The organism is Nitrospira japonica, assembly GCF_900169565.1.
Classification (GTDB): Bacteria; Nitrospirota; Nitrospiria; order Nitrospirales; family Nitrospiraceae; genus Nitrospira_C; species Nitrospira_C japonica_A.
In genome coordinates, this window is record NZ_LT828648.1 from 3981489 (window position 1) to 4005443 (window position 23955).

The window sequence follows — 23955 nt, forward strand, 5'->3', positions numbered from 1 at the left end:
TGCAAAAATCCCTGGCTAGTGGGAAGCGGGGCTTTCAAGCCGAGACCGGTACCGGTCTTCCATCTTCCAATCTCGTCCCAACGTATGCAGCTGTGCCGCCGTCAGTGCCTCCTTGTATACCAAGCGCTCATCAAGGAAGACCAAGAGCCAGCCGCGATCTGGATAGACCAAGAATAAGGCCTCGCCGGCCTCAACTCCGGCATCCCACCCTTTCGGAGCTTCTCCGAGAGCCACACGAGACCGCGGTACGAACGATCCATCTTTCATGATAAAAAACTGCATAAATTCCACCCGTTGATAGGGTGGCACGCCCCAGACCCCGGCAAACGCCCGAGGCGTCAGTTGGTGAAGAGGCATCTCATTATTCTTGATATGCTGCTCCTGTTCAGCCAAAGGCGGGATACCGCTGCAGCCCGCAAATATGCCGAACAAGCAAATAATCAGCGCTCTCCGCCAGTATAGAGAATATCTCACAATAACTTCCGGCTTCGAGGTTGAGTCGGTTTGATTGGCTGACAAAGGTCACATTGACAGAGCCGTCTCAGCAACTGATAGGAATAAATACCAGTATCGTGTCCATCGCTCCATTTGAATTGGAGCGCGTATCGCCCGACCGACTCAATGTCCTGCAACATGATCAAGAGCGGCACTTCGTCTGCCTTCAGCCTTCGTTCCCCCGTCCATTCGTCCACGCAAGCTGCACAGGGACATTGTTGGCGCAGATATCGAACGGGATACACCCCTCGATGTCCGTCGTTCCATTCTATACCCAACACACCTTTGTCGATCCAAGACATGTCCTTGGGTTCGAGCACTATTTCCGCCATAGTATCTTGCCTGCCTCCGTGAGCGTGCTTCTCAGACGGGCTGTGAAAGGAAATCAACAGGAGGGAGTCGTTTTCCGACGACAACCGTGACATAACCTTCGATAGCTTCCTCGACCTCTGATCTGACCTGACCGCTTGCCTTTAATCTGGTGATTACTGCGGGAGCGAATCGAAGCGCTTGCTGGAGGAATGCCAAGCTTCCTCGTGAAAGGGGCACACAATGAAATTGTTGTCGCGTCGCGCATGCCGCGCAGACCAACCCTCCGGAAACGGGAGAAAATTGCGATTCTGGAATCGTTCGTCCTCGTCCGCAAGCCGAGCAGTGATCTGTCTGTGGACGGAACCCCGTAAGCCCGAGCAATCGAATCTGGAACAGCAATGCCGTCAGTGCAGGATCTTCGCTTACAGCAAGCGAGTATAACCCCTGTTCGAGCGTCTCAAAGAGCTGCGGATCAGGGTCTCCATCCGGCGTAATGGCGGTAACGACATTGGCCATTCTGGCCGCCGCGGCCATTAACGTCAGGTCTTCTCTGAAACACACAAACGGTTCGACCATATCAGCCTGTGAGACCCGATAGAGCGAATCGCCAGACTTTTCGAACAGATTTAACTCGCAAATTGTAAGCGGTTCAAGCGTCGCTCCCAGCCGGCTCTTCGGTCGACGAGCTCCTCGGGCAACGCCGCGAACCTTTCCGGCAGCTCTCGTATAGAACGTGACGATACGATCCGCCTCGCCCCACTTTCGACTCCTCAGCGTGACCGCGGCGGTTTTAATGAGTGGCATGCAATCCGGGTCTTTGGAAATCGGGAATCACCATTCAATCCTCTGCGCTGGGCTCCGCTATCGGAGATACTCCATGAACACCGTGGCAAGGGTAAGATAGATGGTGATTCCGGTAATGTCATTGGCAGTCGTCACGAAAGGGCCGGCTGCCACGGCCGGATCCACGCCCATTCGCTTCAGAAAAATGGGCATGAACGTCGCCATACTGGTGGACACCAGAAAGGCGGTAATAAGCGACACGCCGACGACCATGCCCAAAAAGCCCTGGTGCCAAATCCAGCCGACTAGAGAAAGAATCATTCCACACGCCACGCCCATCAGCAGTCCGATCTTGACTTCTCTCACAAAGACCGACCAGACGTCGGTCAATTCCACTACGCCGGTCGCCAGTCCTCGAATGATCAGCGTTGAGGACTGCAAGCCGACATTCCCGCCCATGGCCGCTATGACCGGAATAAAGCTCACGATCGCCACGACATCCTGAATCGTATATCGAAACTCCCACAAGATTGCTCCGGACAGCAGACTTCCCACAAGATTGGTAAACAGCCACGGCAACCGGACTTTTGCTGCAGAAAGACTCGAGGACTTCGACACGGCTTCTTCTTGCACCGCGCCCGCCATCTTCAACATATCCTCGGTCGCTTCCTCTCGGATGACGTCCACGACGTCGTCCACGGTAATAATCCCGACCAGAATACCTTCCTTGTCCACAACCGGAATGGCCAGTAGGTTATAGCTCGCCACCTGACGCGCCACTTCTTCCTGATCCATGTCGACCGATACGCTGATCACGTCCCGCGTTGCGATATTTTTCAATGGTGTCGAGGGAGGAACCGTCAACAACTGCCGCAGGGAGAGCACGCCGACCAACCGCTCATCTTTGGCCGTAACGTAAATGTAAAACACCATTTCTGCATCGGTCGCCTCTTGAAGACGCCGGATGGCATCCTGTGCCGTTGCATCCTCCGACAGCGCAAAGAACTCGGTCGTCATGATACCGCCGGCCGTGTCCTTCGGATACTTCAGGATGTCGGCGACTTCCGTCGAATCCTCGGTTCGCATGAGCGAAAGAATTTCTTTCGCACGTTCTTCGGGCAGCACGCCGAGAATATAGGCGACATCATCCGGACCCAAATCTTTGATCAACCATGCGATGTCCGATTGCAGCAGATCCGCCAACACCTGGGTGATACTGTCGGTGTCGAGCTCGCTCAGAACTTGTCCGCGTTTCGAGTCTCCTCTGACCAACTCGAAGACTTCGCGCTTTTCCTTCGGAGAAGACAGATGCACGATGACCTTGGCGACATCGGCCGGATGCATCCGTCCCAGCATCTTTGCAAGATTGGTGATCGCTCCACGCCGGAGCAGCCTCTGCACGGACAACAAGACGATGTCGGACTTCGTCTGACCTCGATCCGCCTGATCCCGTAACGCATCGCGTAGAAGATCTCGATCTCCTACGCGATGCCGCGACTCTGTCTGGCGGCTTTCTGTGAGCTTATCCGTCTGATGCATATCGCGTTCTCAGTACCCTAATTCGCTCAGCGCGTGCTCGTCTTCCCGCCAGGCTTCTCGCACTTTCACCCACAGTTCCAGAAACACCTTCATGCCGAATACCCGTTCCATTTCGATCCGAGCCTCTGTGCCCACGACCTTCAGCCGTTCCCCATGCTTGCCGATGATGATGGCCTTGTGAGACTCGCGTTCGACCAGAACCGAAGCGCTGATTCGTGCTTTCTTCCCCTCCTCGACGAACTGGTCGATTTCGACCGCGATCGAATGCGGCACTTCTTCATACGTCTGCCGCAGCAGCTTCTCCCGGATCATCTCCGCAGCCAACGTCCGCATGGACTGGTCGGTGATCGTGTCCTCATCGTAGGCGGCATCTCCCATCGGCAGATGAGCCACTGTCACGTCGAGCAAGCGTTCGACATTCGCCCCGGTTTCGGCCGAGACCGGAACGACTTCGGTCCACGGGTACAGCCGGGCATAGGTGTCGATCACGGGCAATAACTTCATCTTATTTACCCGATCGATCTTGTTCAAAACCAACATCACCGGCCTGGCCTGTTTCTGAATGGCGGCCTTGACGTGCTCCAGCACGGACAAGTCACCGGGACCAGGAAGGCTCGTGGCATCCATGAGCACGAAGAACAAATCGGCTTCCTCGAGCGTGTCCAGGGTCGTCCGAACCATCCGGCGATTCAGCAAATGCTCAGGCCGATGGATGCCTGGAGTGTCCAGGAACGCCACCTGCGCACCGGGGGCATGAACCACGCCAAGGATTCTTGTCCTGGTCGTCTGGGGCTTTTCCGAGACGATCGCGATCTTTTCTTTGAGAAGCCGATTGAGCAGTGTGGATTTCCCCACATTTGAACGCCCAACGATGACCACTGTCCCGAATTTCATGGCGTCATGGTCTCGATCGATCTTGAGTGGCTTCCGGGTACAATTGATAGACGGTTTCTCCCTTGCGCACATACCCGAGTTGCTCGCGGGCCAGTTGCTCGATCTTCAGCGGGTCATGCTCAAGACGATCGATATCACTGCGCAACCCCGCAACTCCCCGTTGGAGATCGAGAATCTCCGTCTCCAGCTGCTGGGCATGGTTCTTCATGGAAAAATAACGCGGCAACCCCATCTCTCCAAAACACAAAGCCAGCAGAAGCAGCAGGCATGCCCCCAGACCGGCATACTGTGCGCCAGTGATAAGCCGTCGCTGCCAGTCGAGCCACTGTTTGCCTCTGTTCTGCTTAATGAGCATGTACGATCGTTACTGCCTGCCCGGCATGGCGTCTCGGCCCCGATATACCGCTGCCGCTCCTAATTCTTCCTCGATGCGCAGTAGTTGGTTGTACTTCGCAACCCGATCGGTCCTCGACAGCGAGCCTGTTTTGATCAATCCGCTGTTCGTCGCAACCGCCACGTCCGCAATAATCGTGTCCTCCGTCTCCCCGGAACGATGGGAGATGATCGCCGTGTAGCCGGACCGTTTTGCCAATTCGATGGCTTCGAGCGTCTCAGTCAGGGTTCCGATCTGGTTCAGTTTGATTAAAATCGAATTCCCGATCCCTTCCTTGATGCCCTTGGAGAAGATTTCCACGTTGGTCACGAAAATGTCATCGCCCACCAGCTGAACACGGCTTCCCAGCTTGTCGGTGAGCATTTTCCATCCTTTCCAGTCCACTTCGCTGAGACCGTCTTCGATCGAAAGGATCGGATATCGATCCAGCAATTTTCCGTAATAATTGATCATCTCCTCCGAAGATCGCTCCCGGTTCTTTTCTGCCTCGAGTACGTAGCGGTTCTTGTCGTACAATTCGCTGGCCGCACAATCCAAGGCCAACGCGACTTCCTGGCCGGGTTGATAGCCGGCCTCTTCGATCGCTTGAATGATCAGCGCCAATGCCTCTTCATTGGATTGGAGGTCCGGCGCAAAGCCACCCTCGTCTCCCACCGCCGTACTCAGTCCCTTCTTCTTCAACAGCGCCTTGAGCGAATGGAACACTTCCGTAGCCATCCTGAGTGCTTCGTGAAAATGCTCGGCTCCGACCGGAACGATCATGAACTCCTGCAAGTCCAAACGATTGTCGGCATGGGCTCCGCCATTGATGATATTCATCAGTGGCACGGGAAGCACCCGCGCATTTGTGCCCCCCAGATATCGATAGAGCGGTTGACCTGTTTCCGCGGCAGCCGCCTTTGCGACAGCCAACGATACGCCAAGAATCGCGTTCGCTCCCAACTTGCCCTTGGTCTTCGTTCCATCGAGCCCGATCATCGTCTGATCGAGGCCGGCTTGGTCGAATGCTTCCATCCCCAACAGTTCAGGCGCAATGGACTTACTGATGTTGGCCACGGCCTTCGACACTCCCTTGCCGAGCCATCGCTTCTTGTCGCCGTCCCGCAGTTCAATCGCTTCTTTCTCACCCGTGGATGCTCCCGAAGGCACGGCCGCCCGCCCGCGCGCGCCGCTTTCCAACACCACCTCCGCCTCAACAGTTGGATTGCCTCGGGAATCGATGATCTGCCTGCCTCGAATCTCCTTAATCGCGCTCATAATCACATGCTCCCGTCCACATCATGGTTCACGTCGCTCATGTCACCGAGAATCGCCTATTTTGCTTTTGAGTAGCTCGTTCACCTTTCCGGGATTTGCCTTCCCGCCGCTGGCTTTCATCACTTGGCCGACCAGGAACCCCAGCACTTGATGTTTGCCTTCCTTGAACTGGGCCACCTGCCCTGGATTCTTCGCCAGCACCTCCGTGACAAGCGATTCCAGAACCCCCTCGTCGGACACCTGCGTCAGCCCTTTGTCGCGGACGATGTCCTCCGCGGATTTTCCGCTCTGGTACAACTCGGGGAAGATCTCCCGGGCGACTTTCAAACTGACCGTCCCCCGGTCGACCATTGCCAGCAGACCGACGAGTCGCTCCGGAGAGACCGCCGACGAGTCGACATCCACGCCCGCGGTGTTCAATTCCCTGGTAAGCTCACCCATCACCCAATTGCTGACCGTCTTCGGATGAGGAAAGAGGCCCACGCACGCCTCGAAATAATCAGCCATGGCCTTGGAAGCAGTAAGAAGGCCCGCGTCATACTCGGGCAGACCATACTGGTTGACGAAACGGCCTGCACGGGCCGCCGGCAGTTCCGGTACGCTGTCGCGAAAATCTTCAATCCATTGAGGGTCCAGCTTCAGCGGCACCAGGTCCGGATCGGGGAAATATCGATAGTCATGCGCTTCTTCTTTGCTCCGCATGACCGCGGTCTCCCCGCGATCCAAATTCCACAAGCGCGTCTCCTGCCGGATGGCACCGCCGTCCTGCAAAACTTTGGCCTGCCGCTTTACCTCGTATTCGATCGCGTCTTTGACATACTTGAACGAATTGATGTTCTTCAATTCGACTTTCGTGCCGAACTCCTGTTGTCCGAGGGGACGGATCGATAGATTGGGCTCGCAACGGAAACTGCCTTCCTCCATGTTCCCGTCGCAGATTTCGAGATACATCAAAATATCCCGAAGCCCCTTCAAATAGGCGACGACTTCTTCCGACGATCGCATGTCCGGCTCCGTGACGATTTCGAGCAGCGGAGTCCCGGCCCGGTTCAAATCCACCCGGCTGCCGGCTGAAGCCGATTCATGCACGCTCTTTCCGGCATCCTCTTCGAGATGAGCTCTCCGGATACGGATCCGTTTCCGGCCGTCGCCCGTGGCGATGTCGATCCATCCCTGTTCACAGATCGGCGCCTCATATTGGGATATCTGGTAACCTTTCGGCAGATCCGGGTAGAAATAATTCTTCCGGGCGAACCGGTTTGCGCGGGCGACGGTGCAATTCAGCGCCAATCCGGCGCGCACGGCCATTTCAACCGCGGCCTTGTTGATCACCGGCAAGGAACCAGGCAGCCCCAAGCAGACGGGGCAGGTCTGACTGTTCGGCGACAGACCGAAGGTCGTCCCGCACCCGCAGAACATCTTGGATTTGGTCCGCAGCTGGGCGTGAACTTCGACGCCGATGACGACTTCGTAGGTCACGCGTGCGTCATCCTTCTCCCCGAACCCGATCGCGCTCGCGCTTCACCGCTTCCCGTCCCGCTTCGAACGCCTCCCGCAACACGGATTTCTTGGATTCGACGAATTCCTTCCCCTGATCGATCGCGCCCTCAAGCGTTTCACCGGCCTGACCGGCAAGATCACGCAAGCTGTCCTCCGCCTGTCTGGCATAGCCGCGTAATAATTCCCGTGAATCACGACCAGATCGAGGCGCCAGCAGCAACCCCGCCACCGCTCCCAACGCCGCCCCGCTGAGAAACGCCAACACCACGCCAGCCGCCGATCCGTGATTATCCGCCATTGTGTGGTTCTCCTTCCCTCCGGTATCGCTCCCGCACGACCTGCGTCGCGGCCTTCAATCCCGCCACCACGCTTGCCACATTGGTCAGGAGCCCGCCGCTCGATCCTCGAACGACGTTGTGAACTTGTTGAACCGATTCTCCGACTTCACCGACCGCGTGCAAGAGTACCGCGGCATGCTCCACCCCACCGCGCGCCTGCTCGGCAAGATCGTTGAGGTTCTGGCTCATCGCCCGCAATTCCGATACGAGTGCCGGCATATCCGTGTTCATTTTGGAGAGCAATTGCTCCGACTCGGCGACCGTCTTGCGTATTTGTATCAACAGCGGCACCAGGTATCCGACCAGAACGGCAAAGGCGACGGCGATCAGGATCGCGGCAATTTCGACGGCATTCATGCTCTGAGCCTCCGGCTCTTGGATCTAGCGAACGACGGGCTTCCTCTCGTGCCATTGAGTCGACTGCTCATAGGCGTGGGCCGCTCGAAGCATCGTCTCTTCTTCAAAGGCACGCCCGATGATTTGCAGGCCGATCGGCAGACGAGTCTTGCTGAATCCACAGGGCAAAGCGATGGCCGGCAAGCCGGCCAGGTTGACCGATATGGTGAAAATGTCGGACAGGTACATCTGCAGCGGATCTTCGGCTTTTGCCCCGAGCTTGAACGCCGGAGTGGGGGTCACGGGCGTGACGATCAAGTCCACCTCCTTGAATGCCTCGGAAAAATCCTGGCGAATCAGCGTCTGCACCGCCTGAGCTTTTCCGTAATACGCCTCGTAGTACCCGGAACTCAGAGCATAGGTACCCAGCATGATCCGTCGTTTCACCTCCGGTCCGAAGCCTTCCTGTCGCGTTTTCATATATAGATCAAGAAGATCCTTGGTCTCCTTGGCTCTCAAGCCGAACTTGACGCCGTCGAATCTTGCCAGATTGGAACTGGCTTCCGCCGTCGCGATCACGTAGTACACTGCGACCGCCGCGTCGGTCCGCGGAAGTTGAATCTCCTTGATGTCGGCCCCCAGATTCTTGAGTTCGTCGATGGCGGCTCTGACGGCCTGCTCGACTTCCGGATCGAGTCCCTCCCCGAAGAACTCTACGGGCACGCCCACCTTGAGCTTTTTGAGATCCCTTTTCCTCAATGCCTTCATGTAATCCGGCACCGGAAGGTCGGCGGAAGTGGAATCCATCGGATCATGCCCGGCAATGGCACCGAGAAGATACGCGGCGTCGGCGACGGTTTTCGTGATCGGACCGATCTGGTCCAGAGAGGACGCGAAGGCGACAAGCCCGTAGCGCGAGACCCTCCCGTAGGTGGGCTTCATGCCAACCACTCCGCAGAACGCCGCAGGCTGTCGGATCGATCCGCCGGTATCCGATCCCAGCGCAGCCACGCACTCATCGGCGGCGACGGCGGCGGCCGATCCACCGCTCGACCCGCCCGGCACGCACTGCAGGTCCCACGGGTTTCGACTGGGCCCGAAGGCCGAATTCTCGGTCGAGGATCCCATCGCGAATTCATCAAGATTGGTCTTTCCCAGCAACAGATATTCTTGATCTTGAAGCTTCGCGGCCACCGTCGCGTCGTAGGGCGGAACGAACTCCTTGAGCATGCGCGAGGAGCAGGTCGTCGGAACGCCGGACGTGCAGATGTTGTCCTTGATCGCCAGAGGCATGCCCATCATCGGCTTGGTATGGCGCCAGGTCTTGAGCTTCTCGTCCAATGCCGCCGCCCGCGCCAACGCTGACTCGGTGGTCCTCGTCACATAGGCTTTGACCTTCTGTTCCACCTGGCTGATCCGTAATGAATAGGCGCGCACGATTTCGACGGCGGTCACTTCCCCCGCCGTGAACTTCTTTTGCAAATCACACAGTGACAGCTTATGAATCGACATCACTTATCCCCGGGAATACTCGCGACACTCCACGTGTTTCTGCCCGCTCGCCCCGCGCGGGCACATCCGGCGGCGTCATCCTTTGCTCACTATCCGGTTTTTGTCATTGACACGCACGATGATCGGCGCGTGCTTCTTGATCTCTTCTTCGGCATAGTATTCGTAACAAAAGATGATGATCTGATCGCCGACCGCCGCCTTGCGTGCGGTCGGACCGTTGAGCACGATGTCTCCGCTGCCCCGCTTGCCGGCAATCGCGTACGTCATGAAGCGCTCGCCGTTATTCATATTCGAGCAGATGATCGCCTCATACGGAAGAATGGCCGCGGCTTCCATCAGATCCTGATCGATCGTCAGGCTGCCTTCGTACTCCAGATGCGTGCCGGTAACCGTCACACGATGGATTTTCGACCGTAGCATTTGTCGGAACATGAACGCCTCAACCTTTCGATAAGAATCTTCGAATCACTCAATGATCTTCGGCACGCGAAATCCGTCGGCTTCCCGCTCCGGCGCATTGGCCAGCGCGAGATCCGCTGGCAACGACGGACGAACGACGTCTTCTCGAAACACGTTGGCTTGTTCCAGCACCGTCGTCGTCGGCTCGACACCCGCGGTGTCGTATCGATTCAACGTCTCGACGTGGGTCAGGATCTGACTCAATTGCCTGGCGAAGGCCTCCCGCTCGGACGGAGAGATGGCCAGGCGCGCCAACTTCGCCACCTTTTCGACTTCCTGTTTGGTAATCTCCACCCTTATCTCCCCGTGGCTTCGGGATGTTCAACATCCCACTACTCGACCGTCACGCTCTTCGCAAGATTCCTCGGCTGATCCACATCCGCGCCGCGCAGGACTGCGATGTGATAGGCCAACAACTGCAGCGGAATGGTGAACAGGATCGGCGAAATAAGCGGATGGGTCTCGGGAATCGTAAAGACCGCGTCGGCGGTCTTTCCTAATTCTCGCTCCCCCTCGGCCACAAGTGCAATAACCGGAGCGTGGCGGGCTTTGACTTCCATGAGATTGCTGACAGTCTTTTCATACAACCGATCCCGCGGAGCCAATACCACCACCGGCATGTCCCGGTCGATCAAGGCGATCGGGCCATGTTTCATCTCGCCCGCCGCATACCCCTCCGCATGAATGTAGGAAATCTCCTTGAGCTTGAGGGAACCTTCCAATGCGATCGGATAATTGATGCCACGGCCCAGAAAGAGGAAATTGCGTTTTTTGTAATATCGTTTGGCGATCGCCACGATCTCGGCCTCACGCCGCAGGACGCTTTCCACCAGCACGGGGAGGCGCACCAACCGATCGAGCCAGGCTTTGCCGTCCGCTTCCTTCATCACGTTGCGGACGCGGGCCAGATGCAGCGCCATCAGGTAGAGCGCGGTCAATTGAGCCGTAAACGCCTTGGTCGACGCCACTCCGATTTCTGGGCCGCAATGGGTGTACAACACGCCGTCCGACTCCCGGGCCAGGGTGCTGCCGACGACGTTGACGATCGATACGACGCGCGCGCCCTTCTGTTTGGCCTCCCGTGCGGCGGCAAGAGTATCGGCGGTCTCGCCGGATTGAGAGATCGTCAGGAAGAGGTCCCGTTTGCCGACCAGCGGGTCGCGGTAACGGAACTCGCTCCCGATATCGACTTGAACCGGAGTCCGCACCATGTCCTCGAAGAGATACTTACCGACCAGACCTGCGTGCCATGAGGTTCCGCAAGCCACGATCCAAATCCGGTCCACGGCCGCAAATTCCTTGGGCGTCAATCCGATGTCCGGCAGATCGGCTTCGCCGGTTTCATACGAGTACCGTCCGCGCATCGTGTCCAGAATCGTCTGCGGTTGCTCGTGGATTTCCTTGAGCATGAAATGGGGAAATCCGCTTTTCTCCGCATCCGCCGCGTCCCAGGTGATCTTGGACGGTTTCCTGGCCATGGCATGGCCTTCCACATCCGTCATGCGCACATCGGAAGCGGTGACGACGGCGACGTCGCCTTCCTCGAGATAGGTGACGTCGCGCGTATGCGCCAGCATCGCCATCACGTCGGAGGCGACGAAAGACGCGTTTTTCGTTCGGCCGACGACCAGCGGGCACCCCAACCTCGCCGCGACCAAGGTCCCGGGCTCCTGCTCGGAAATCACGGCCAACGCATAACTTCCTCGCACTTCCTTCGTCGCCGCCCGGACCGCGTCAGCCAAACCCAATCCCTTCTGCATGTGCTTATCGATGAGATGGGCCACGACTTCCGTATCGGTGTCCGAGTGAAACTTGTACCCTTCGCGCTCCAACTGCTGCTTGAGCGGCTGATAGTTCTCGATAATCCCGTTGTGCACGAGGACGCAGCTTTTCGACCGATGCGGATGCGCATTTTGTTCGGACGGTTTCCCATGCGTCGCCCACCGCGTGTGGCCGATTCCCACCGCGCCGGCGATCTCCTTCTCCTTGAGCGATTTTTGGAGGTTCGCCAGCTTTCCCACGCTCCGCCGGACTTCGATCTTCTGGCCTTGCAACACCGCGACTCCCGCAGAATCATATCCGCGGTATTCCAGTTTCGCGAGTCCACCGATAAGGATCGGGACCGCTTCCTGATCGCCGACGTATCCGACGATTCCACACATAGGCGACTTACCTCCGTCGCTTGGCCCGGCTCGCAGACGGCCGCGGCTTCGATGTTTTGGCCGGCGATGCTGCGCGGGCATCCTGCGGCGACGACAACAGCGCGCGACGACGCGCGGCCCAGCCCGCACGATTGACTTGAGGCACACGGGCGATCACCAATGCGTCCGACGGCACATCGTCCGTCACGGTCGTCCCGGCCGCGATGATGGCGCCGGCCCCGACCGTGACCGGCGCGATCAGCTGCGTGTCGCTTCCGACGGCCACGTTGTCCCCGATGACCGTTTGATGCTTGTTGACTCCGTCGTAATTCACGGTGATCGTTCCCGCACCGATATTCACGCCCTTCCCGATCCGGGCGTCTCCGAGGTACGTCAGATGGTTGGCCTTTGACCCCTCGCCCAACTCCGCATGCTTCATCTCGACGAAATTCCCCACCTTGGCCTTTCTGCGAACGATCGCACCGGGACGAAGGTGCGCAAATGGTCCCAGTGTCGCATGATCGTCGACGCGCGCCTCGCGGAACACGCAATGGCCCAGGATCTCCACGCTGTTGCCGACGGTACAATCCGTCAACCGCGTGAAAGAATGCACGATGCACTCCTCCCCGAGCACGGTCCCGCCGGCAAGCGTCACGTTCGGATGAAGCACGGTATCCTTGCCGATCGACACTCCGGCGTCGATCCAGGTGGAGGCGGGATCGATCATCGTCACCCCCGCGTCCAACCACTGTTCCCGAATCTGACGGCGCAGCACCAATTCGGCCTCCGCCAGCTGCCGGCGTGAATTCACACCCAAGCCCTCGTCTGGATCATCGAGCGCGACCGCGCATACTCGACGCTCTTGCGCGACCGCCATTTGCAGAATGTCGGTAAGGTAATACTCCCCTTGCGCGTTGCTGGGGTCCAGCCGGTCCAGCGCCGCAAAGAGAAAGGGGCCGTCGACCACATAGGTGCCCGCATTGATTTCTCTGATCGCTTTTTCGGCCGGACCGGCATCACGATCTTCGACGATACGCGAGACGGGTCCGTCGGCGGATTGGCGGACGACACGTCCGTATCCGCTGGGATCCTCTAGGTTCGCCGTGAGAATGGTCACCGCGGCCCGCTCGCGTTGATGCACCTGCAACAGACACCGGACGGTCTCTTCCCGTAGCAGCGGAGTGTCGCCATTGAGGATCAAGTAACAAGCCGGCGCCGGTTGCCCCGGGACGTCGAAAACGGGTCTGGTCTGTAAAACGGCGTGGCCGGTTCCCAACTGTTCGCGCTGTTCGACGATCGCCACCGCCCGACCCTCAGGGGCCGCTACGGCGCCTTCGATGACCTGTCGCACCCGCTCGGCCTGATGGCCGACGACGACAGCCACCCGATGATCGGCCACTCGCAAGCCCACGTCGATGGAATACATCACCATCGCTCGCCCGGCCACCGCATGGAGCACTTTCGGATGCTTGGACTTCATTCGCTTGCCGAGTCCCGCCGCCATGACCACGACGGCAAGTCCCGGAACACTGGCGTGACCGCCGGCAACCGACGCTGTTGCTTCTGTCGAACGACTCATCCGATGGGCACTCCCGGATCCGGCTGTTTGATCGAACCCCATTTGGCCTCGGCCGAGGCGGTCGCGGCGAGCGACGGGGTGGGTGAATACAGCCCCCCGGATATGATCAGCTTCATCGCCTCTTCCACGCTAATATCGACGGAGGTCACTTCCCGCTCGGGCACGAGCAGAAAATATCCGGACGTCGGGTTCGGCGAGGTGGGAACGTAGACGTGAACCAATGCATCCTGTGTAATCTCTTGCATCTCCCCTTTCGTCACTCCGGTGACAAAGGCAAAACAGTAGTGGCCGTTCTTTGGAAACTGGATCAGGACGACGCGATGATACGACCCCCGTTCGGAAAACGAGAGAATATCCATCATGGATTTCAGGGTCGAATAGATCCCGCGCACGAGCGGCACGCGATTGAGCCACCCTTCCCATACCTTGACGATTTGCTTGCCCATGAAATTGGCCGCAAACAAACCAGTCGCAAACACCAATACGATGAGCGCAAGAATGCCCAGTCCCGGCACATAATGATTCGGCACCATCTCGGCCAACAGGTTGCCGAGAATGCCGTCCACCGCCACGAAAAGCGTCTTCAAAATGAGGACAGTCCCCCAGATCGGGGTAATCACCAGAAGACCCGTCAGAAAGTAGCGTTTTAGCGAGGCTTTCAGCATGAAACCGCGCCCGTAGAGGTAGCATCACATCATACAGAGTATACGGAGAGCCTCGCAAGCCTTTTCTTGCTATTTTCAATAACTTGGACTACGATTCCGCCCGTTTTTCCCCCCTGCGAGGCCCCTGATTCGATGAAAGCACGGACGTGGATTCACCGAGGTCTGTTCATTACCCTTGAAGGCCCCGAAGGGAGCGGTAAAACTACGCAGATCCGATACCTCGCGACGGCCTTGCGGAAAGCCGGGTGCCGAGTCGTCACTACCAGAGAACCGGGGGGTACTCCGATCGCCGAAGCCATCCGTACTGTCCTGCTGCTTTCCAAACGGAAAGAGCCGATCAGCGTACAAGCTGAAGCGCTGTTGATCCTCGCAGCCCGCAGCCAGCACGTGACTCAGGTCATCAAGCCGGCGCTGAAGCGGGGCGCTGTGGTTTTATGCGACCGCTTTTCCGATTCAACCATGGCCTACCAAGGATTCGGCCGCGGGCTGGATCGAGAATGGCTGGCGCAAGCCAACGCGGTAGCCGCGGATGGACTCCAACCGGATCTCACAATCCTGCTGGACCTGCCCGTCGCCATCGGCTTGGCACGCAGACGCGCCGCGCGAGGGCAACAAAACCGTCTGGACCGCGAAACGACGCGATTCCACCGGCGCGTTCGCCGGGGCTTTCTCGCATTGGCCGAACAGGCACGGGGACGGATCACCGTGATCCATGCGGACCGGTGCGTCGAGGACATTCGAGCCGAGATCGAGCCGCTTGCACTACGGTGGGCGGCGCGGTATGTAGGATACCGGCGAGGGGTGCATGCCGTTTGATGAGGTCATCGGGCACGAGGCGACGATCGCCGCCCTGCAAACCGCCGCAAGCGGCGGGCGACTGGCCCATGCCTATCTGTTTCACGGAGACGTCGCCATCGGAAAACGGCTGACGGCGTCTCGATTCGCCCAAGCTCTCAATTGCGAACGGATGGAGACGGCGAAGCCGCCCGACGCATGCGGCCTCTGTCGTTCGTGCCTGCAGATCGAGGCCCGCACCTACCCGGATTTCTTCGTGATCGAGCCGGACCGGGAATTGGCCGTACCCCAGATCAAGATCGAAGAAATTCGCAACCTCGAGCAGCAGATGGTGTACCGTCCGTTGGTCGGCGAGCGAAAGATTTGTCTCATCGACGACGCGGACCGCATGACCATCGGCGCATCCAACGCCCTTTTGAAAACCCTGGAGGAACCGCCGGACCACAGTCTGTTTCTGCTGGTCTCAAGCCGGCCCCACGCCTTGCCGGCGACGATCCGTTCACGATGCCAGCAACTCCGGTTCGGCGTTCCGTCATGGACACGGGTGGAAGCGGCGCTCATTCGCGATCGGGAGAAGAACCCCGCGGACGCTCGCTTGCTGGCCGTCTTCAGCGAGGGGCGTATCGGGCAGGCGTTCTCAGCCGATGCGGGACAACTCCGTACCCGACAGCGCGAAATCCTGGAACTGGTCAACCAGCAGACCCTGCAATCGAGCGCGTTATTGCTCACCGCTGCCGAATCACTCCACAAATCCGAACGTGCGCAAGACACCCTGACGTGGCTGGCCCGGTGGATCAGAGACGTCGTATTCGTCCGAGTGGGAGGGGATCCTGACCAACTCCTGTTCGCCGAGCACATTCGGGCGCTCGAAGCCTGTGCACGCCAGGCGGATACGGATTCTCTTCTCCAGCTGCTTCAGGATATTGAGCAGACGGAGCAACAGTCCGGCCGGCACGTCAATCTCCAAATCGCCCTCGAGAACATCCTCCTCCGCCTGCGTGACGCGATCTTCCCGCAGACTCCCGTCCCGTCATCCTGACGTCCAGTCGACTCGGCTCCTTCCATTGACCGCGTAGCTTTCATTCCGTGCAACCTGGTATCTTCTGGTCGATTGCCCATGAGCGCAAAAAACACCTTCTACGTCACCACCCCGATCTACTACGTCAACGACGTGCCCCATATCGGTCACGCGTATACGACCATCGCCGCCGACGTGCTGGCCCGTTACCGGCGATTGAAAGGCCGCGATGTTTTTTTTCTCACCGGTCTCGACGAGCACGGCCAAAAAGTCCAGCAAGCCGCGGCCAAGGCGGGGATCGATCCTCAGGTGCATTGCGACAAGCTTGCGCCTCAGTTCCAAGACCTCTGGACCCGCCTCAATATCTCCAACGACGCCTTCATCAGGACGACTGATGCACCGCACAAATCAATAGTGCAACGATATCTTCAAGAGCTATTCGATAAAGACTTGATTTACAAAGGTTCGTATACGGGATGGTATTGCACGTTCGACGAACGATTCTGGACAGAGAAGGACGTCGAAAACGGCCTCTGTCCGGATTGCAAACGCCCCGTCGAACAGATCAGCGAGCACAACTATTTTTTCAGGATGGGGCAATATCAGGATCGTCTGATCGACTACATCAGGACACACGATCGGTTCGTGCGTCCCGAGCCGCGCCGCAATGAAGTCCTGGGCTTTCTTCAGACGCAGAAGCTCGGCGATCTCTCGATCTCGCGGCCGAAGTCCCGGCTGTCATGGGGCATCGAACTGCCGTTCGACGCGCAATACGTCACGTACGTATGGTTTGACGCGCTCGTGAATTATCTCTCCGCCCTCGAGTATAAATTGCCCTCGCCGGCCGTCGCCCGGTATTGGCCTGCGGATCTCCACCTGGTGGGCAAGGACATCTTGACCACCCACGCCGTCTATTGGTCCACGATGTTGATGGCGCTCAATTTGCCTTTGCCGCAGACGATCTTTGCGCACGGCTGGTGGACGGTCGATGGAGAAAAGATGTCCAAGAGTCGCGGCAACGTGGTTGATCCCAACAAAATGGCGGCAGTTTACGGCGTCGATCCCTTTCGATATTTCCTCCTCCGAGAGGTCCCCTTCGGTCAGGACGGGGATTTTTCAGAACAGGGTCTGGCAAGACGAATCAACAGCGATCTGGCCAACGGAATCGGCAACCTCTTGAGCCGAACATTGACGATGATCGAACGGAATTGCGCCGGCACGATTCCGGACGTCCCTCACGACTATCTCGACGGCGAGGAGGCGCAGAAACAGTATCCGCTCCTCGTTCAGGCGAGAGAGTCCCTCCGAGCACTGGGAGACCGACTGGATGTCTTGTTCGATGGTTTTGAATTCAACACCGCCCTCCTCCTTCTCGCGAGCCGGGCGTCCGATGCGGACACATTCATCGACAAGCATGAACCCTGGAAACTTGCGAAAGACCCGGTCAAGCGTCCCGAACTGCACGCGGTGCTCTACAGCGCTGCAGAGTGCCTGCGCATATTGAGTCTCTATCTCTATCCGGTGATGCCGGCCACGGCGCAGAAGATCGCGGAGCAGTTGGGCCTGAACATTGATTTCACCGTACCATTGTTACGCAACACCATCGAGTGGGGCGGGCTCCAAGCCGGAACGAAGATTCACAAGGGGCCCGCCCTCTTTCCACGCGTTGAACCGAATCCAGAAGGAGCCAAACCCGTGAACGACTCCGCCACCCCGTCTCAATCGGCCCCCACCGCACCGACCTCGGCCACCGCCGCGCCGACACCGGCGGCTCCGGCTGCTCCCGCTCAGATCGCCATCGACGAGTTCATGAAGATCCAGCTCAAGACCGCGAAGGTCCTCGCGGCCGAGCGGGTCCCGAAATCGGAAAAACTGCTGAAGCTCCGCGTTTCGCTGGGGACGGAAGAGCGTCAAATTGTGGCCGGCATCGGCAAGAAATATGATCCCGAATCCCTGATCGGCAAGACCATCGTCATCGTTGCCAACCTGAAGCCGGCAAAACTCATGGGCATTGAATCGCAGGGCATGGTGCTCGCTGCCGGCGATGGCGAGGTGCGCGGCCTCGTCACCATCCTGGAGGAGGTCGAGCCGGGAACCAAAGTCAAATGACCAAGCCGGCAGGCATCCTGACACTTCTTCTCATGGCCCTCCTGATTCCCAGTCAGGGTTGGTCGATCCCTGCGGAAGAAGAGCCTCCTCCCGATCCGCATCTCAACGAACCGAAAGCCACCACGATCGTGGTGCGGGTCGTCGCCCATGGCGCGATGGTCATCGGCCGCGAAGTGGGAGGCGCCCGGGTCACGATCGCGGACGCAGCGACAAAGCAGATTCTGGCGACCGGCATTCAGCAGGGAGAAGCCGGTGATCAGAATCAAATCATGCGGACGCCAAGAACCATGGAGGAACCGATCTACAGCTCACGGCCCTCTGCGGCCTTTACGACGACGCTGGAATTGAACCGCCCTACCTTCGTGGAGATTTCAGCTGAGGGTCCGCTCGCCCATCCCGCCTCGATGCAACGGACGACCGAGACCGTCCTTTTGGTCCCGGGACAAGACCACACGAACGACGGCATCGTGCTGCACTTGTACGGGTATCTTGTCCAGGTCGAACGTCCGAAGCCGGGCGACTCGCTCATCGCGAAGGAAGATGCGAAGCTCAGGGCATCCGTTCGCACCCTGTCCGGAACCCTGGTCCGTCCCCACGGTGATTGGGATTCGCGCAAGATCACCATTTACGGAGAAGTGTTGATCGGCAACCGCATCGTGGAGCGCCTCCAGATGTTTTACTCCGGGGAAAGCAGCAGCTTTGAAGCTCCCTTTTTCGTCCCGGCGGTAAAAGACGCCCCGGACGGCATCATGCTGCGTGTAGTGGCCACCGATCTCTCCACGGGAAATTCCGGCATGGGCACCGCCACCTATCCAGTCATCACCGAACGATTGAACCCGGCTTTGCGTCACTGACGGATGACACGTTCGGTTTCATTCCGTTCCACTCCTCGACATCCGATTACCCTGCCGACAAATAGCTGATTTGTTTGACATTCTCCACCGACCACGAGATGCTCACCAAGGGCATCGCCGACACGCGCGTCATGAAGCTATCGATCATCATTCCCGCCTTCAATGAAGCGGAGACCATCGAAGCGGTGGTCGAGCGCATCCGTGCCGTCGACCTCGGGAACATTTCAAAGGAGATCGTCGTCGTCGACGACGCTTCCGACGACGACATGCCCCGGATTCTCGACCGTCTGACCGGAATCCAGGTCATCCGTCACTCAGTCAACTCAGGCAAGGGCGCGGCTCTTTCTACCGGCATCCGAGCCGCCACGGGCGAGGTCGTCATCTTCCAAGACGCCGATCTCGAATACGCTCCCGAGGACTACCCCGCCGTCATCGAACCGATTCTGAACGGCGTGTGCGACGTGGTGATGGGATCGCGCTTTCTCCGAGAGCGACCCGTGTTTTGGGGTCAACACAAGTCACCCTATCTGAATCACTACATCGGAAATCTGTTGATCCAGCATGTGACGAATATCCTGTACGGCAGGCGATTCACGGACTACGAAGGGTGCTACAAGGCATTTCTGCGGTCACATCTGCTGGACACTCCCATTGAAGCCACCGGATTCGAATTCGACAATGAGCTGATCTGCAAACTGTTGAGAAAGCACATGCGCATTCGCGAAGTGCCGATCAGGTACAACCCGCGGACATACTCGCAGGGAAAGAAGATCACCTGGCGTCACGGCCTCATCATCCTATGGACCATCGTGAAATGGCGGTTCCATCCCTTGGAGGTCACGGGGCCGGCGCCTATCGGTACGCGGCGATATAGGTCCGACCCGTCTTCATGATCGATCACGTCTGCCTTATCATTCCGCCCTCGCTGTTCCTCCTGGACGAGCGCGTCTTCATGAGCCTAGGAATTCTGAAGGTCGCCGCGGTGCTCGAGCAGGAAGGCGTCACCGTGGAACTACTGGACCTGTCCGGGGTATCCAATTACGAGGAGGCGCTCGCGGCCCATCTCGAGATCAGCCCCGCACAATGTTTCGGTCTCACCGCGACGACCCCGCAGATGCCGGCGGCCACGAGCATCCATCGCACCATCCGCCGGCTGCGCCCGACCGCACGGATTATCCTGGGAGGACCGCATGCGACCCTCGTCTGTGCGGCGGCAAAGCATGAACGCAAGCGGAGCGTCATCGGACGTGCGGCACGAGCGGTCAAACAATTGACCGGTATGTTCGACGTCCTCGTGGCCGGAGATGGAGAATTCGCCGTCTTGGAAGCTTTGCAGGAGGCCCCTGCCGGTATCATCGACGGTGATGATCCCAGGTCTCAGCGATTTTTGACTCATGCCGCTCTCGAGCGCCTGCCCTTTCCGGCTCGCCATCTGGTCGACGTTTCGTCCTACCGGTTCAGCATCGACGGCACACGAGCCCTCTCCATGATCGCCCAGTTGGGGTGCCCGTTCGGCTGCGGATTTTGCGGAGGGCGAACGAGTCCGTCGCTGCGCCGGATCAGGACACGATCGCCGGAACACATCGTCAACGAGATGGTGCATCTGTACCAGGCATACGGCGTGACCGGATTCATGCTGTACGACGACGAACTCAACGTGAATCCCAAGATGGTTTCGCTCATGAGCTTGATCGCCAATACCCAGCAGCGATTGGGAATCGAGTTTCGCCTTCGCGGATTCATCAAGGCCGAGCTGTTCACGGACGAACAGGCCGGTGCGATGTACGAAGCGGGTTTCCGATGGATTCTGGTCGGCTTTGAATCCGCTCACCCACGGATCCTGGACAATATCCAGAAGCAGGCCACGCGTGAAGAAAACGCCCGGTGCATGGACATCGCCCGGCGGCATCACTTGAAGGTCAAGGCGTTGATGTCGCTGGGCCATCCCGGCGAATCAGAGGAAACGGTCCAGGCGACGCGCGACTGGCTCGTCGAAACCGGTCCCGACGACTTCGACGCGACCGTGATCACGACCTATCCGGGGACGCCCTACTTCGACGAAGCGGTCGAAACGTCCCCCGGCACCTGGACCTACACGTGCCGAGGATCACAAGACCGGCTACACAGTGTCGAGGTGGATTACCGTCACGTCGCCGAATACTATAAGGGAGCGCCGGGTAACTATACCGCCTTCGTCTATACCGACTATCTGACGAGCGGTCGGCTGGTCGAGCTGCGTGACGAGCTGGAAACCGACGTGCGCGCGAAACTCGCTCTTCCCTTCAACCCCGCCGATCCCGGTCTTCGCTACGAGCATTCCATGGGACAGGGATCGCTTCCCCCGTTCATCCTGCGGGCATCGAGTCCGTCAACCATGCGGGCGGGAAACCGGACGCTCAGAATTCTGCCGTCACGGTAGAAGCCGATTATGAGAGACGCCTCGCCGCGTGTCCGGCATCAACCGCCCGTTCCAGTGCGCCCCGAGGAATGTCGTCGCATTCACCGAGTTCGATCACGCCCCGGCACAGATAGCCTCCCGCCGCCAGCACGCATAGGATCGGCATGATCGGCATCCGAAAACGACTGTAGGCTTCCGGTCCGCTGCTCACCAGGATCACATAGACGGCGGTCAGGACCAACAACGCGATGTCTCCGTTCCTGAACCCCTTTCGCTTGAACAGCAGCACCACGCCGCCATACACAATCCCGAGAAACAGCACTCCCACGGTCCAAGACGAGAGAGCCGCCATCCAATAGCTCGGAGGGAAGCGTGCGAAGTCTCGCTGAAGGAAGGCGTCGCGGAGCGCCACATTGTCCGACCCGAGCAAGTGTGCCATGTTCGACGGTCCCAAGAGATTCGCCGCCATACCGCGCGATGTCGTCACCACTAGAAGGACCGGATGCGCGGCGATGACGGACTGCGCAAATTGTCCCTGACTTTCCAACAGGAGAGCCTGCGAGGCAGGGAAAAATTTCGGCGGCAGAGACGCTGCGTGCTCATCCGCCAATCGCTGCTGGGCTTCCTGAAGGGAGACGCCGTCGCGCATGGCAACGATGGCCGCAGCCTTTGCGATGAGGAGGTATTGGTTCTTGGCTTGGCTGAACGCCGTCGAACCGGTGGCGACATAGTTGCGGACTTGCCACCCCCCGACCAGCACAAAGAATATGATGCCCATGAGTGCGGCGGATGCGAGCGCCCGGCGCCATCCACCGGACCGCTGAATCGCCAGAAAGAGCACCATCGGCAACAGGAGTCCAAGATAGTAGCCGGTCGGACGGATATAGGTCGCCGCCGCCAGGCAGACGCCTGCCCATGACGGATATCGAGGCGACGGAATTCTGATCGCCTGCACCATACCGAGGAGACAGAGCGTAAGGGCCGTCCCGAACAGAGTTTCTGTCAGCATGACCTGCGAGTAATACATCGAGACGGGGTCCAAGGCGAGGAAGACCGCCGTGAGAAGGCCCGCCCTGGGACCGAAGAGCAGGCAGGCGATCCGAAAACCTGCGAGCAGGGTCACCACGCTCAATGCAATTTGGACGGGGATGACGGCGTGAGGACGAATGCCCACGACCTGGTACAGCCCGGCAAGCAGCAGCGGATAGGCCGGTGTCCGTATGATTTCGGGGTCGAGTGGAGGATTCACCGACCGCGAAAAGGTCCCATACCGCGCCATATTGAGCGCGAGCTGATGATATTCGTGGGCATCGGAACTCTCGAAGATGCCGTCAGGATTGAGGCTGAAGACCAGTGCCCCCAGCATGAGCTTGCTGAGTATGCTGAACAGGACGACCACTACCAATGCCCGCCGCAGGCGGTCGCCTCCGGTCGGCAGGACTGTAGCAAGCCATGTCACGTTGTATGCTGGGATGCGCGTTCAGACGAAAGTCGTTTCGAAACCGCCTCTCCGGCATTCTAACAAGGGCATCCCGAGGGTCCAGGGAAATACGAATCCGAGTCGCGGAGCGGAACCGTCTTCGTTGCTGCCAGACTTGCCGCCACGCCCTGCTCATGCGACACTGAAACCGATGACGTCCCTGGCCGCCTACCACCATCTACGCTCCCGTCTGCATCTCGCCCTTGCGTTGAACGCCGTCGTCATCGTCGGTGAATTCGCCGGAGGCTGGTTGTTGAACAGCATCGCCCTCATGAGCGACGCGGGCCACAATCTGGTCGACCAGGGATCGCTGTTTCTTGCATTGTATGCGCACCTCCTCACCTCGAGACCCGCCACTGAATCCCGGACCTTCGGCTACCACCGGGCCGGGATGATCGCCGCCTTCCTGAACTCGTTCATCCTGCTGTTGACCGCCGGTGGAATTCTGATCATTGGCATCACGCGTCTGTTCGAACCGGTCGTCGTCAACGGCGCCTGGATGATGGGCATCGCGACCGTCAGTTTCGCCGCCAATCTCGGCATCGCCCTGCTGCTCCAACAAGGCGCCAAGGACGATCTCAACATCCGTAGCGCGTTCTGGCACATGCTGGCCGACGCCTGGGTCTCGCTCGGCGTCATCGTGAGCGGCGGGGCCATCCTGCTCACGGGCTGGACCGTGCTCGATCCTCTCATCAGCATCTTCGTCGTAGCCGCCATCGTTCACGGATCCTGGCCGATCTTCAAGGAATCGCTTGAGGTCCTGCTGGAATCGACACCGCCCGGCATCAACGCCTCGAACGTCACCGCGACGATCGAATCCATCCCGGGTGTGGCGAACGTCCACGACCTTCACATTTGGGCCATCGAACCTCGGCTGATCATGCTCACGTGTCACATTCTGACCGAAGATTCCATGGACACCACGGCGCTGTTGAAGACGATCCGTGATCGGATCACAGGAGACTTTGGGATCAAACATATGACCATTCAGTTGGAGACCAGCTGCGCCCATCCGGATACGGTGCACTGCAATCTCAACACGTTGAGGGACCAGCATTCAGCCGTCGCCTCCGCGCACGTCCACCACTAATCCGATG

Annotated in this window: 23 protein-coding genes and 1 pseudogene; 7 read left to right on the forward strand and 17 right to left on the reverse strand. The window is 58.8% G+C overall.

Going from position 1 to position 23955, the window contains the following annotated elements; all coding sequences use genetic code 11:
- Positions 1–15 precede the first annotated feature (15 nt).
- From NSJP_RS18630 to NSJP_RS18705, 16 genes and pseudogenes are all read right to left on the reverse strand, one after another.
- The gene (locus NSJP_RS18630; RefSeq protein ID WP_080888369.1) at positions 16–357 is read right to left on the reverse strand and encodes a hypothetical protein; all 342 of its coding nucleotides are present in this window, start codon (positions 355–357) and stop codon (positions 16–18) included.
- A gap of 113 nt (positions 358–470) precedes the next feature.
- The gene (locus tag NSJP_RS18635; protein WP_331714043.1) at positions 471–920 is read right to left on the reverse strand and encodes a DUF971 domain-containing protein; all 450 of its coding nucleotides are present in this window, start codon (positions 918–920) and stop codon (positions 471–473) included.
- The gene (gene recO / locus NSJP_RS18640; RefSeq protein WP_080888371.1) at positions 859–1611 is read right to left on the reverse strand and encodes a DNA repair protein RecO; all 753 of its coding nucleotides are present in this window, start codon (positions 1609–1611) and stop codon (positions 859–861) included. The genes NSJP_RS18635 and recO overlap by 62 nt, the downstream gene beginning before the upstream one ends.
- 57 nt (positions 1612–1668) lie before the next feature.
- Positions 1669–3129 (reverse strand): magnesium transporter, encoded by a 1461-nt coding sequence (mgtE, locus tag NSJP_RS18645; RefSeq protein WP_231989437.1) that lies wholly within the window; start codon positions 3127–3129, stop codon positions 1669–1671.
- 9 nt (positions 3130–3138) lie between these two features.
- Entirely contained in the window at positions 3139–4023 is an 885-nt protein-coding gene (gene era / locus NSJP_RS18650; RefSeq protein ID WP_080888372.1) for a GTPase Era, read from the reverse strand.
- A 4-nt stretch (positions 4024–4027) separates the two neighbouring features.
- Positions 4028–4378, reverse strand: a complete 351-nt coding sequence (locus NSJP_RS18655; protein WP_080888373.1) for an FtsB family cell division protein — start codon at positions 4376–4378, stop codon at positions 4028–4030.
- A gap of 9 nt (positions 4379–4387) precedes the next feature.
- Positions 4388–5674, reverse strand: coding sequence for a phosphopyruvate hydratase (gene eno / locus NSJP_RS18660; RefSeq protein ID WP_080888374.1), 1287 nt, complete (start codon positions 5672–5674; stop codon positions 4388–4390).
- 42 nt (positions 5675–5716) lie between these two features.
- The gene (gene gatB, locus NSJP_RS18665) at positions 5717–7153 is read right to left on the reverse strand and encodes an Asp-tRNA(Asn)/Glu-tRNA(Gln) amidotransferase subunit GatB (RefSeq protein ID WP_080888375.1); all 1437 of its coding nucleotides are present in this window, start codon (positions 7151–7153) and stop codon (positions 5717–5719) included.
- A 7-nt stretch (positions 7154–7160) separates the two neighbouring features.
- Positions 7161–7472: a YtxH domain-containing protein gene (locus NSJP_RS18670; protein ID WP_080888376.1), complete on the reverse strand. Its 312-nt coding sequence runs from the start codon at positions 7470–7472 to the stop codon at positions 7161–7163.
- Positions 7462–7869: a DUF948 domain-containing protein gene (locus NSJP_RS18675; RefSeq protein WP_080888377.1), complete on the reverse strand. Its 408-nt coding sequence runs from the start codon at positions 7867–7869 to the stop codon at positions 7462–7464. The genes NSJP_RS18670 and NSJP_RS18675 overlap by 11 nt, the downstream gene beginning before the upstream one ends.
- Positions 7870–7893: 24 nt before the next feature.
- The gene (gene gatA / locus NSJP_RS18680; protein WP_080888378.1) at positions 7894–9360 is read right to left on the reverse strand and encodes an Asp-tRNA(Asn)/Glu-tRNA(Gln) amidotransferase subunit GatA; all 1467 of its coding nucleotides are present in this window, start codon (positions 9358–9360) and stop codon (positions 7894–7896) included.
- Positions 9361–9435: 75 nt separating this feature from the next.
- Entirely contained in the window at positions 9436–9792 is a 357-nt protein-coding gene (panD, locus tag NSJP_RS18685; RefSeq protein ID WP_080888379.1) for an aspartate 1-decarboxylase, read from the reverse strand.
- A 33-nt stretch (positions 9793–9825) separates the two neighbouring features.
- The gene (gene gatC, locus NSJP_RS18690) at positions 9826–10113 is read right to left on the reverse strand and encodes an Asp-tRNA(Asn)/Glu-tRNA(Gln) amidotransferase subunit GatC (RefSeq protein WP_080888380.1); all 288 of its coding nucleotides are present in this window, start codon (positions 10111–10113) and stop codon (positions 9826–9828) included.
- A 38-nt stretch (positions 10114–10151) separates the two neighbouring features.
- Positions 10152–11981 carry a glutamine--fructose-6-phosphate transaminase (isomerizing) gene (gene glmS / locus NSJP_RS18695; protein WP_080888381.1) on the reverse strand — a complete coding sequence of 610 codons (1830 nt, stop codon included), beginning with the start codon at positions 11979–11981 and terminating at the stop codon, positions 10152–10154.
- Between the two features lie 103 nt (positions 11982–12084).
- Positions 12085–13539 (reverse strand): annotated as a pseudogene (gene glmU / locus NSJP_RS18700) (bifunctional UDP-N-acetylglucosamine diphosphorylase/glucosamine-1-phosphate N-acetyltransferase GlmU); the annotation flags it as partial.
- Positions 13536–14204, reverse strand: a complete 669-nt coding sequence (locus NSJP_RS18705) for a DUF502 domain-containing protein (protein WP_080888383.1) — start codon at positions 14202–14204, stop codon at positions 13536–13538. The pseudogene glmU and the gene NSJP_RS18705, both read right to left, overlap by 4 nt.
- A 132-nt stretch (positions 14205–14336) precedes the next feature.
- On the opposite strand from NSJP_RS18705, the gene tmk reads away from it, so the two are divergent.
- The 6 genes from tmk (at position 14337) to NSJP_RS18735 (ending at position 21399) form a co-directional block, all read left to right on the forward strand.
- Positions 14337–15020 (forward strand): dTMP kinase, encoded by a 684-nt coding sequence (gene tmk, locus NSJP_RS18710; RefSeq protein WP_080888384.1) that lies wholly within the window; start codon positions 14337–14339, stop codon positions 15018–15020.
- Complete coding sequence (gene holB / locus NSJP_RS18715; protein ID WP_080888385.1) at positions 15010–16038, forward strand: DNA polymerase III subunit delta'; 1029 nt, start codon at positions 15010–15012, stop codon at positions 16036–16038. The genes tmk and holB overlap by 11 nt, the downstream gene beginning before the upstream one ends.
- A gap of 78 nt (positions 16039–16116) precedes the next feature.
- Entirely contained in the window at positions 16117–18126 is a 2010-nt protein-coding gene (gene metG, locus NSJP_RS18720) for a methionine--tRNA ligase (RefSeq protein ID WP_080888386.1), read from the forward strand.
- On the forward strand, positions 18123–18980 hold the full coding sequence (locus NSJP_RS18725) for a hypothetical protein (protein ID WP_080888387.1): 858 nt from the start codon (positions 18123–18125) through the stop codon (positions 18978–18980). The genes metG and NSJP_RS18725 overlap by 4 nt, the downstream gene beginning before the upstream one ends.
- 98 nt (positions 18981–19078) lie before the next feature.
- The gene (locus NSJP_RS18730; RefSeq protein WP_080888388.1) at positions 19079–19873 is read left to right on the forward strand and encodes a glycosyltransferase family 2 protein; all 795 of its coding nucleotides are present in this window, start codon (positions 19079–19081) and stop codon (positions 19871–19873) included.
- Positions 19870–21399, forward strand: a complete 1530-nt coding sequence (locus tag NSJP_RS18735; protein WP_080888389.1) for a B12-binding domain-containing radical SAM protein — start codon at positions 19870–19872, stop codon at positions 21397–21399. The genes NSJP_RS18730 and NSJP_RS18735 overlap by 4 nt, the downstream gene beginning before the upstream one ends.
- A gap of 7 nt (positions 21400–21406) precedes the next feature.
- Here NSJP_RS18735 and NSJP_RS18740 read toward each other — a convergent pair whose 3' ends face one another.
- Positions 21407–22837: an ArnT family glycosyltransferase gene (locus NSJP_RS18740; RefSeq protein WP_172834474.1), complete on the reverse strand. Its 1431-nt coding sequence runs from the start codon at positions 22835–22837 to the stop codon at positions 21407–21409.
- 172 nt (positions 22838–23009) lie between these two features.
- On the opposite strand from NSJP_RS18740, the gene NSJP_RS18745 reads away from it, so the two are divergent.
- On the forward strand, positions 23010–23948 hold the full coding sequence (locus tag NSJP_RS18745; protein ID WP_172834475.1) for a cation diffusion facilitator family transporter: 939 nt from the start codon (positions 23010–23012) through the stop codon (positions 23946–23948).
- The last annotated feature ends 7 nt before the right edge of the window (positions 23949–23955 follow it).

Bases quoted from the DNA above. Each gene is read 5' to 3' on its own strand.
- NSJP_RS18630 (WP_080888369.1), bottom strand. From the start codon at position 357: ATGCCTCTTCACCAACTGACGCCTCGGGCGTTTGCCGGGGTCTGGGGC.
- NSJP_RS18635 (WP_331714043.1), bottom strand. From the start codon at position 920: ATGTCACGGTTGTCGTCGGAAAACGACTCCCTCCTGTTGATTTCCTTT.
- recO (WP_080888371.1), bottom strand. From the start codon at position 1,611: ATGCCACTCATTAAAACCGCCGCGGTCACGCTGAGGAGTCGAAAGTGG.
- mgtE (WP_231989437.1), bottom strand. From the start codon at position 3,129: ATGCATCAGACGGATAAGCTCACAGAAAGCCGCCAGACAGAGTCGCGG.
- era (WP_080888372.1), bottom strand. From the start codon at position 4,023: ATGAAATTCGGGACAGTGGTCATCGTTGGGCGTTCAAATGTGGGGAAA.
- NSJP_RS18655 (WP_080888373.1), bottom strand. From the start codon at position 4,378: ATGCTCATTAAGCAGAACAGAGGCAAACAGTGGCTCGACTGGCAGCGA.
- eno (WP_080888374.1), bottom strand. From the start codon at position 5,674: ATGAGCGCGATTAAGGAGATTCGAGGCAGGCAGATCATCGATTCCCGA.
- NSJP_RS18670 (WP_080888376.1), bottom strand. From the start codon at position 7,472: ATGGCGGATAATCACGGATCGGCGGCTGGCGTGGTGTTGGCGTTTCTC.
- NSJP_RS18675 (WP_080888377.1), bottom strand. From the start codon at position 7,869: ATGAATGCCGTCGAAATTGCCGCGATCCTGATCGCCGTCGCCTTTGCC.
- gatA (WP_080888378.1), bottom strand. From the start codon at position 9,360: ATGTCGATTCATAAGCTGTCACTGTGTGATTTGCAAAAGAAGTTCACG.
- panD (WP_080888379.1), bottom strand. From the start codon at position 9,792: ATGTTCCGACAAATGCTACGGTCGAAAATCCATCGTGTGACGGTTACC.
- glmS (WP_080888381.1), bottom strand. From the start codon at position 11,981: ATGTGTGGAATCGTCGGATACGTCGGCGATCAGGAAGCGGTCCCGATC.
- NSJP_RS18705 (WP_080888383.1), bottom strand. From the start codon at position 14,204: ATGCTGAAAGCCTCGCTAAAACGCTACTTTCTGACGGGTCTTCTGGTG.
- tmk (WP_080888384.1), top strand. From the start codon at position 14,337: ATGAAAGCACGGACGTGGATTCACCGAGGTCTGTTCATTACCCTTGAA.
- holB (WP_080888385.1), top strand. From the start codon at position 15,010: ATGCCGTTTGATGAGGTCATCGGGCACGAGGCGACGATCGCCGCCCTG.
- metG (WP_080888386.1), top strand. From the start codon at position 16,117: ATGAGCGCAAAAAACACCTTCTACGTCACCACCCCGATCTACTACGTC.
- NSJP_RS18725 (WP_080888387.1), top strand. From the start codon at position 18,123: ATGACCAAGCCGGCAGGCATCCTGACACTTCTTCTCATGGCCCTCCTG.
- NSJP_RS18730 (WP_080888388.1), top strand. From the start codon at position 19,079: ATGCTCACCAAGGGCATCGCCGACACGCGCGTCATGAAGCTATCGATC.
- NSJP_RS18735 (WP_080888389.1), top strand. From the start codon at position 19,870: ATGATCGATCACGTCTGCCTTATCATTCCGCCCTCGCTGTTCCTCCTG.
- NSJP_RS18745 (WP_172834475.1), top strand. From the start codon at position 23,010: ATGACGTCCCTGGCCGCCTACCACCATCTACGCTCCCGTCTGCATCTC.